Genomic DNA, 9,394 nt, shown 5'->3' with positions numbered 1-9,394 from the left:
AAGTGCAGTAATGTATGTAGCTTATCGATACTAATAGGTCGAGGACTTGACCAATATATATATTTGAGCAACGGGATAAATATGAATGAATATGAATATTTAGACGTTGGCGAAATGAATGTCATGAATTTTAAATGTTTGCAGTTTTTAGAGTATTAACTCTAAATAACTTAATAGAAATATTAAGCATAAGAGATTATGTGGTTACAATAGCAGAGAGGATACACCTGTTCCCATTCCGAACACAGAAGTTAAGCTCTCTAGCGCTGATGGTACTTGGTGGGCAACTGCCTGGGAGAGTAAGACGTAGCCACGTAATCTTTTTTTATACAAAAATATAAACTATGAAACGAATAATAAAACTAAATTTATAAAACTAAACTGATCAGGTATGTCTTAAGATAAATTAGGAAAAACTATTTTGAAGAACATACGCTAGCTATTAAGATTATAATGACTAATTTTCTAAGGAGATGTATATATGAAAAAGTATGCATTTATTACAGTAATAGTTGGAGCACTTAATTGGGGCGGAATCGGAGTCTTTGGAGTAGATTTGATAGGCAATGTATTTGGAGGAACTTATGAAGTTTTCAGTAGGATTATATATTTTATAGTTGGAATAGCTGGGGTATATTTAGCTATTATATCAGTACCTAATAAAAACACATAATAAATTTAATCTAAATATTCACCGTTGATGTATAAATATCAGCGGTTTTTCTATGCTTATAAATGGATATATAATAAAATATTAATTAGTAGTAAATAACTTAGACTTAAGCATATTAGTAACAAAAGGAGATACATATGGAAAACTTAGTTATAAATAAAATAAAACAATTAGTAGATGAAAATTTAATTTCTTTTCATGTCCCAGGACATAAGTTAGGTAAAATTTACGACAGTCTAGGTTATGGGGATATAGTAAAAAATATATATAAGATGGACACTACAGAGATACCAGGAACAGATAATCTACTTTCACCAGAAGATATAATCAAAGACTCTCAAATAAATGCGTCTAAGGTATTTAAAAGTAAGAGTACATATTACCTTGTAAATGGAAGTACGTGTGGAATACAGTCTGCTATCATGTCTGTATGCGATCCTAAAGATAAACTAATAGTAAATAGGGATTGCCATCAATCAGTGATAAATGGATGTATATTAGGTGATATAGATCCTATATATATAAAACCTCAAATAAATAAAGATATTAATGTAGTACAAGGAATAAGAACAGAAGATGCGATAGAGATTATAGACTCTAATGTAGATTCAAAAGCTATACTATTAACTTATCCAACATATTATGGCATGACCTATGATTTAAAGAGTATATGTAAGTATGCTCATAGTAAAGATATAGTGGTAATAGTAGATGAAGCTCATGGCGCTCATTTAGGTCTAAGTAATAAACTGCCAAAGACAGCCTTAGAAGAGGGGGCGGATATAGTTATCCAAAGTACTCATAAAACTTTACCTGCATTTACTCAATCTTCTATGATACATGTTCAAGGGGACAGGATTGATGAAAATAGGCTACTAAGCATACTAAGAATAGTAGAGTCTTCAAGTCCTTCATACATGTTAATTTCTTCTCTAGAACTTGCAACAGATATATATAATAAGTATGGAAGAGATTTAATGGACAAGGTCTTAATGAATATAGAGAATCTAAAATTAAAATTTAAAAATAATAAATATATTGAGATATATGATACAGATGATAAAACAAAAATATTTATATCTTTGAAAAATATAGGTATAGGTGGATATGAGCTTGAGGATATTTTGAGAGAAGAATATAATATACAGGTGGAGCTATCTAATCCATATGGAGTTTTATTAATAAGTACAATTGGAAATGATAAAGAGGATTTCATAAGTTTAGAAACGGCATTAGATGATATTACTAATAGATATAAGGGTAATAAGATATATGAAGATATTAAATATCCAATAAATATACCTACAAAAGTATTAACTCCAAGAGAAGCATTTTATAAAGTAAAGAAAAGTGTTAAAATATATGAAAGCATAGGAAAGATATGCGGTGAGTATATAATACCTTACCCACCAGGGATAAGTTTATTATCGCCAGGGGAAATTATCACCGAGGAAATAATTGATTATATACGAATGTGCCACAAAAAAGGAATGAATGTAAACGGAATTAAAGATTCTAATTTAGAATTTATACAAATAATAGACAGTATTAATTAGTTTTGGAGGATATAAAATATGAAAGGTAAGTTAATAATCATAGAGAGTGGTTCAGATGCAAGTGGAAAGGCTACTCAAACTAAAAGACTATATGAGAGGCTCTTAGAAGAAGGAAATAATATAAAGAAAGTTGAGTTTCCAAATTATGATTCTGAGTCATCAGGACTAGTAAAAATGTATTTAAGAGGAGAATTCGGAAGTAAGCCTACAGATGTAGATCCTTATGTGTCATCAACATTTTATGCAGGAGATAGATATGCATCATTTAAAACACAGTGGGAGACGTTTTATAATGAAGGTGGGATAGTTATCTCGGATAGATATACAACGTCTAATATGGTCCATCAAGCGTCTAAGATGGATATTGAAGATAGAGAAAATTATTTAGAATGGCTAGAAGACTTTGAGTTTAACTTGTACAAGATACCAAAGCCAGATTGTGTAATATTTTTAGATGTTCCAATAGAGTTTAGTAAGAAGCTTATGGAAAATAGAAAAAATAAGTTTACAGGTGAGGATAAGAAGGATATACATGAGAGTGATATATCATACTTAGAAAAATCTTATAACAATGCTTTATATATAGCTGATAAGTATAATTGGAAAAAGATAAATTGCGTAGAAAATAATGAACTTAGAAGCATAGAAAGCATACATGAAGAAATTTATAAACTAGTTAAAGATACAATAGAATCTATGGAGAGGTAGATATGTATTTTAAAAATATTATAGGTCAGGAGTTTGCTAAGAAATATTTAGGAAACTCTATAAAAAATAGCAAGGTTAACCATGCATATATGTTTGAGGGTATTGACGGTGTAGGAAAAAAGACATTTACAGATGAATTTTCAAGTATACTCCTTAAGAGTGAAAATGTGAACAATAGTCCAGACTATATAAGTATAAAGCCAGATGGAAATAGTATAAAGATAGCTCAGGTTAGAGATTTACAAACAGATATTATAGTAAAGCCTCATAGTGATTATAAAATTTACATAATAAATCAAGCAGAAAAAATGACTATAGAAGCTCAAAATGCTTTACTTAAAACATTAGAAGAACCACCAGAGTATGTTATAATGATTCTTATTACGAATAATAAAGAAGCCTTATTAGATACTATCAAATCTAGATGTGAAATTATAAAGTTTTTACCTATATCTCTTATGGATTTAAAAAAATATCTTATGGGTAATGATATAGAAGAACAAAGGGCACAGTTATTAGCTACATTTTCAAGAGGAAGTATAAGTAAAGCTCTTGAATTATCTGAGTCAGCAGATTTTGCAATAATGAGAGAAGATATACAAAACTATATACAAACTATTTTAGATAAAAATATAGTAGAAATATTAGATATCCCCAATAATATAGATAAATATAAATCCCAAATTGTAAATGTACTTGATATGATGATAAATTATTTTAGAGATATAATGATGTCTAAAGAGGGAATAGATAAAAGTATGATTATAAATGCGGACAAGATGGTATTTATACAAAATATGAGCAAAAAAATTACCTATTCTCAAGTATCTAAGATTATTGATATAATAGAAGAAACCAAGAAAAAGATAAGAAGCAATTGTAATTTCAATACAAGCATACAAGTTATGGCTTTGAATATATATGAGGTGATTAAATGATAAAAATAGTGGGTGTTAGATTTAAAAACGCGGGGAAAATATACTACTTCGATCCAGTTGACTTGACAATAGAAAAAAATATGGAGGTAGTTGTTGAAACTGCAAGGGGATTAGAGTACGGTAAGGTAGTAGTAGGACCAAAAGAAATAGAAGAAAATGAACTAGTTTCACCTTTAAAACCAATAATAAGAGTAGCTACAGAAGAAGACACTAAAATATATCAAGAAAATAAAGCAAAAGCAAAAGAAACTTTTGAATTATGCCAACAAAAAATAAAAGAGCATGAATTAACTATGTTTTTAATTGATTGTGAATATACTTTTGATAGAAATAAGCTAATATTCTACTTTACAGCAGAAGGAAGAATAGATTTTAGAGAGCTTGTAAAAGATTTAGCAGCTATATTTAAAACTAGAATAGAGTTAAGACAAATTGGAGTTAGAGATGAAGCAAAATCAATAGGTGGATTAGGACCATGTGGAAGACGACTTTGTTGTTCTTCATGGCTTGGAGATTTCCAACCAGTTTCAATAAAAATGGCTAAAGATCAAAGTTTATCGCTTAATCCTACAAAGATATCAGGAATATGCGGAAGACTATTCTGTTGTTTAAAGTATGAGCATGATGTATATGCTGAAGCTATAGATATTATGCCATCAGTAGGAGCTTTAGTTAAGGTTGATGATGGTAAGGGAAAGGTAATGGAAATTAACCCATTATTAGAACAAGTTAAAGTTGAACTTAGTGATAAAAATATAAAAGTATATCATAGAGAAGAAGTAAAAGTATTACAAGAACCTAAAAAATGTGGTGGAAATTGTGGTAATAAGAATGAAGATATAGATGCGGCTACATTAAGAGAGTTAAAGAAATTAGAAGACTAATGGGGTAGGGATTTTTTCCTACCTTTTTATATATAAGAGATTTAAATAATTACTGTATAAAACTTATTATAGTGATTTTTTACAGATAAAAGTAATGAATGTTTAAAGGAGATAATTATGGACATAAAATTAAAAGACACAGAAAGAATAGATGATTTACAGTTAAAAGGATTAAAGTTAATTCAAGATACTAATGGATTCTGCTTTGGAGTTGATGCTGTACTACTAGCAAACTTTACAAAAGTAAAAAGAGGTGCAAGAGTAGTTGACTTAGGAACAGGTACAGGGATAATACCAACTCTAATAGCAGGTAAAAGTGAAGCTAAGGAAATAGTAGGCGTAGAGATACAAGAAGATGTGTTTGAAATGGCTACTCGTTCTGTAAAATTAAACAAATTAGAAGACAGAGTTAGAATCATCAATGCAGATATAAAGAATATAGATAAAGAGTTAGAAGTTCACGGATATCATGTGGTTACGTCTAATCCACCATATATGCATATAGATGGAATAAAAAACCCAAATGATAAAAAAGCTATATCTAGACATGAGGTAAAATGTAACTTAGAGGATGTAATAAGAGCTGCATCAAGACTTACTATGCCAAAAGGTAAGTTCTTTATGATACACAGACCAACAAGATTAGTTGATATAATAGAACTAGGTAGAAAGTATAGATTAGAGCCAAAGGTAGTACAGTTTATACATCCAAAGCCTAAAAAAGCACCTAATTTATTATTAGTAGAATTTGTTAAGGATGGAAGACCAGAACTTAGAATACTAGATCCATTATATGTTTATGGTGAAGATGGACAATATACTGAAGAATTAAAAGCAGTATATGCAAATGAAGATATAGGAGAGATATAAATGAGCGGAAAATTATATATATGCCCAACACCTATTGGTAATTTAGAAGATATAACATATAGAACATTAAGAGTATTAAATGAAGTAGACTTAATTGCAGCTGAAGACACTAGACATAGTATAAGACTTTTAAATCATTTTGATATATCAAAACCACTAACTAGCTATCATGATCACAATCAAAATACAAAAGGTGATTACCTAATTAATAAATTACTTGATGGTGAAAATATAGCAGTAATAAGTGATGCAGGTATGCCGGGGATATCTGATCCAGGAGAGCAAATAATAAGACAAGCAATAGAAAATAACATTGAAGTAGAAGTATTACCAGGAGCAACAGCATTTGTAACAGCATTGGTTGGATCAGGTTTAAATACTTATAAATTTGCATTTGAAGGTTTTTTAGATAGAGATAAAAAAACTAGGAGAGAGCAATTAGAATCTATAAAAGAAGAAAAGAGAACAATAATTTTCTATGAATCTCCACACAGATTAAAAGATACTTTAAAGGATATGCTTAAAATTTTAGGAAATAGAAATATATCTGTAAATAGAGAACTTACTAAAAAGTATCAAGAAATAATAAGAGAAGACATAGAAAGTGTAATAAATATTTTCAATGAGAGAGAAGTAAAGGGTGAATTTGTTTTAATAGTTGATGGATTCAAAGGTGAAGTAACATCTAAAAATAATTTTGATGACCTTTCAGAAAGAGACTATGTAGTAAAATTACTAGAAGATGGTGTGGACAAAAAAGAAGCTATTAAAATAGTATGTAAAGATAGAAAATTAAAGAAAGATATAGTGTATAAACAAGTGTTAGATTTATAAATTTTTAGCCTTGGGGTGATATATATGAATTTACAAGATAAGCTACTAAATAGTTTGAAATGTAAAAATACACATAGTAGCCTTTATAAATTGGATGAAGAAAAAGAGCTAGAAAAAATCATTCCAATAACTAAGGATATGAAATTAGTAGGCGAATGCAAATATCATGTAGTAAACTGCTTTGATCATTCACTAAATGCTTTATGTGAGTTTGAAAGTATGCTTAAACAAGATGATTTTTTTCCAAGTCATTTAAAACAAAATATTTATAAGTACCTATCAACTAAAACAGAAGAAGAGATATCTAAGTTAGAGTTATTAAAATTAGGTATATTTATGCATGATATAGGTAAGCCTGGCGCAAAGACTGTAGATGAGACAGGAAGAGCTCACTTTAAAGGTCACGAAAAAATAGGTGCTAAAGAAGCTTATAATATTGGTGAAGAATTAAGTTTATCTCAAAAATCTATGGATGTATTATATAAGTATATAAGATACCATATGATACTATTAGGGTTTTACAAGACTAATAATATGAGCCAAGATAAATTATACGAAATATTTGATATATTAAAAGATGAAGTTATTGGAGTAGTATTATTAGGATATGCGGATGTAGTATCCACAAGAAAACTTTTGAATCCTAATGAAAATAGCGGTGTAATAAAAACATATATGGAGTACATTTTAACTAACTATATATATAGATATAAAAGAATGTAAAAATCCTATAGAAAAGTTTTAAAATAAGTAAACTTTTCTATAGGATTTTTTATTTAAAGTATAGATTTTGCCTGTATAGGTGTAGATAAGATGACTGAAGTTTTAGTAGATCCTACTTTCTTTATAGAATCTATAACATTTTCTAATTCATACATATCTTTAACTATAACTTTTAATAGAGAACAGTCATCTCCAGTTATATGATGACATTCAACTATTCTTGGGTCTTGACGAGCTTCACTAATAAACTCTTCGTAACAAATAGTACTAGGTAAAGAGATATGTATAAAAGCTTTTATAACTCTACCTAAAGTATCTGGATTTATTATTGCCTTATATCCTTCTATAACCCCAGACTCTTCTAATCTTTTAACCCTTTCAGAGACCGCAGGAGAAGTTAGTCCAACTATTTTCCCTAAGTCTTTCATAGAGATTCTACCATCTTCTTGTAAAATCTCTATAATTCTGTGATCTGTAATATCCATATTGTAATCCCCCTTAATTAAGATGATATATTATACAAATTTTTTAGTATCAAGTAAGTTGCTTTTTAAATCCCAAAGCTTTTTAGATAAATCTACTTTATAAACTTTAGGACTTGAAATTCTCTTATAAGCTTCCCACAGAGTACTTAATTCATCTTGAACATAATCTCTTATTTCAATAACAGTTTTTTTATTGTGCTTGCATTCACCACCAATAAATAGAGGTTGGTGAAGTTCTTTAACTGTATAGCTTTCAAAAGTTGTAGACTTCCAAGTATAAACTGGATGGAAAACAGTTAAAGGTTTAGTCGCATCTATTTCTTCATCATGTAGCATGATGAAATCAGCTTCAGCTTTACCTTCAGCATTGTATATTCTAATAATTTTCTTAAAACCTGGGTTGTTTATTTTTTCAGGATCCTCAGAAACCTTAATTTTAGGTTCTATAGAATCCCCTTTGTAAGATGCAGCTAACTTGTACACTCCTCCAAGAGAAGGCGAATCAGCAGATGTAATAAGCTTTGTACCTACACCCCATGAGTTTATAGCAGCTCCTTCAGATTTTAAGTTAGTAATTGTATATTCATCTAAATCATTAGAAGCTGTAATAGAAAGATCAGTAAATCCAGCTTCGTCTAACATTTTTTTTGCTTCAACAGATAGGTACTGTAGGTCTCCAGAATCTAGTCGTATACCAAGAGGCTTGTGACCTTTTGATGCTAAATCCTTAAATACTTTTATAGCATTAGGAACCCCACTATTTAATACGTTATAAGTGTCAACAAGTAATAGACATTTATCAGGATAAACATCTGCATAAGCCTCGAAAGATTCTAATTCAGTATCAAATTTTTGTACCCAGCTATGAGCTTGAGTACCTATAACAGGAACATCAAACAATTTTCCGGCAAGTACATTTGCTGTACCATGACATCCACCAATCATAGCGGCTCTTGCTCCATAGGTACCTGCATCAGGTCCTTGTGCACGTCTTAGACCAAACTCAAATACTGGATCCCCTTGTGCAGCAAGACATACTCTAGAAGCTTTAGTAGCTATAAGTGATTGGAAATTAACTATAGTAAGTAAGGCAGTCTCTATAAGCTGAGCTTGATATAAAGGTGCTTTAACAGTAATTATAGGTTCATTAGGGAACATGATAGTTCCTTCTTCAACAGAATATATATCCCCAGTAAATTTGAAATCTTTCAAGAATGTTAAGAAATTATCAGAGAATAGTTTTAAACTTCTCAGATACTCCAAGTCTTCATCAGAAAAATGAAGATTATTTATGTAGTCAACGAACTGCTCTATACCAGAAACTATTGTATAGCCGCCGTTGCATGCATTCTTTCTAAAAAACATATCAAATACTACAATATCCTCATGTATATTTTTCTCAAAATACCCATTTAACATAGTAAGTTGATATAAATCAGTAAGAAGTGTTAAATTTCTCATTATTTATCTCCTTAAATATTAAAAATTATAAAAAACCCCACATATATACTAAAACATAATATAGTACAACTTTCAAGTATAAAGTATAGGTCAAGCATCATAAAATTATTAAAGAGGGGGCGATTATTATAGGAAGAATATGGTTTTATATGATAGCTATCGGTATAGTAGGAAGTATATTTTCCAATAACTTGGGAGAGTTGAATAAAGTAATACTAAGCGAAACTTCCAAGGGTGTAGATTTTGCTATAGGACTAGCAGG

10 protein-coding genes and 1 rRNA gene are annotated in these 9,394 nt (G+C 29.7%); 9 read left to right on the top strand and 2 right to left on the bottom strand.

What is annotated here, in order from left to right; genetic code table 11:
* Positions 1-199: 199 nt before the first annotated feature.
* The 9 genes from rrf to CHL78_RS18560 all read left to right on the top strand — a co-directional run bounded on the left by rrf (position 200) and on the right by CHL78_RS18560 (position 7,186).
* Positions 200-316: ribosomal RNA gene (gene rrf, locus CHL78_RS18600) — 5S ribosomal RNA — on the top strand.
* Between the two features lie 165 nt (positions 317-481).
* A complete protein-coding gene (locus CHL78_RS18595) occupies positions 482-673 on the top strand; it encodes a DUF378 domain-containing protein (protein ID WP_094367482.1) in 192 nt (63 codons plus the stop codon).
* A 137-nt stretch (positions 674-810) separates the two neighbouring features.
* Positions 811-2,229 carry an aminotransferase class I/II-fold pyridoxal phosphate-dependent enzyme gene (locus CHL78_RS18590; RefSeq protein WP_094367483.1) on the top strand — a complete coding sequence of 473 codons (1,419 nt, stop codon included), beginning with the start codon at positions 811-813 and terminating at the stop codon, positions 2,227-2,229.
* Positions 2,230-2,247: 18 nt separating this feature from the next.
* Positions 2,248-2,937, top strand: a complete 690-nt coding sequence (locus tag CHL78_RS18585; RefSeq protein WP_094367484.1) for a dTMP kinase — start codon at positions 2,248-2,250, stop codon at positions 2,935-2,937.
* Between the two features lie 2 nt (positions 2,938-2,939).
* Positions 2,940-3,875 (top strand): DNA polymerase III subunit, encoded by a 936-nt coding sequence (locus tag CHL78_RS18580; RefSeq protein WP_094367485.1) that lies wholly within the window; start codon positions 2,940-2,942, stop codon positions 3,873-3,875.
* Positions 3,872-4,759 (top strand): PSP1 domain-containing protein, encoded by an 888-nt coding sequence (locus tag CHL78_RS18575; RefSeq protein WP_094367486.1) that lies wholly within the window; start codon positions 3,872-3,874, stop codon positions 4,757-4,759. Before CHL78_RS18580 ends, CHL78_RS18575 begins: the two co-directional genes overlap by 4 nt.
* 117 nt (positions 4,760-4,876) lie before the next feature.
* On the top strand, positions 4,877-5,629 hold the full coding sequence (locus tag CHL78_RS18570) for a tRNA1(Val) (adenine(37)-N6)-methyltransferase (protein ID WP_199534121.1): 753 nt from the start codon (positions 4,877-4,879) through the stop codon (positions 5,627-5,629).
* The gene (rsmI, locus tag CHL78_RS18565) at positions 5,630-6,463 is read left to right on the top strand and encodes a 16S rRNA (cytidine(1402)-2'-O)-methyltransferase (protein ID WP_094367487.1); all 834 of its coding nucleotides are present in this window, start codon (positions 5,630-5,632) and stop codon (positions 6,461-6,463) included. It abuts the gene before it with no gap.
* Between the two features lie 24 nt (positions 6,464-6,487).
* A complete protein-coding gene (locus CHL78_RS18560; RefSeq protein WP_094367488.1) occupies positions 6,488-7,186 on the top strand; it encodes an HD domain-containing protein in 699 nt (232 codons plus the stop codon).
* A gap of 53 nt (positions 7,187-7,239) precedes the next feature.
* Here CHL78_RS18560 and CHL78_RS18555 read toward each other — a convergent pair whose 3' ends face one another.
* Together CHL78_RS18555 and CHL78_RS18550 are read right to left on the bottom strand one after the other, a co-directional pair.
* Positions 7,240-7,671 carry an Lrp/AsnC family transcriptional regulator gene (locus tag CHL78_RS18555; RefSeq protein WP_094367489.1) on the bottom strand — a complete coding sequence of 144 codons (432 nt, stop codon included), beginning with the start codon at positions 7,669-7,671 and terminating at the stop codon, positions 7,240-7,242.
* A gap of 30 nt (positions 7,672-7,701) precedes the next feature.
* Positions 7,702-9,132: a nicotinate phosphoribosyltransferase gene (locus CHL78_RS18550; protein ID WP_116041687.1), complete on the bottom strand. Its 1,431-nt coding sequence runs from the start codon at positions 9,130-9,132 to the stop codon at positions 7,702-7,704.
* Positions 9,133-9,394: the final 262 nt, after the last annotated feature.

It is taken from the genome of Romboutsia weinsteinii, from assembly GCF_002250835.2.
In the GTDB taxonomy this organism is placed as follows: Bacteria; Bacillota; Clostridia; order Peptostreptococcales; family Peptostreptococcaceae; genus Romboutsia_A; species Romboutsia_A weinsteinii.
This window is presented reverse-complemented; position numbering and strand designations above follow the sequence as displayed.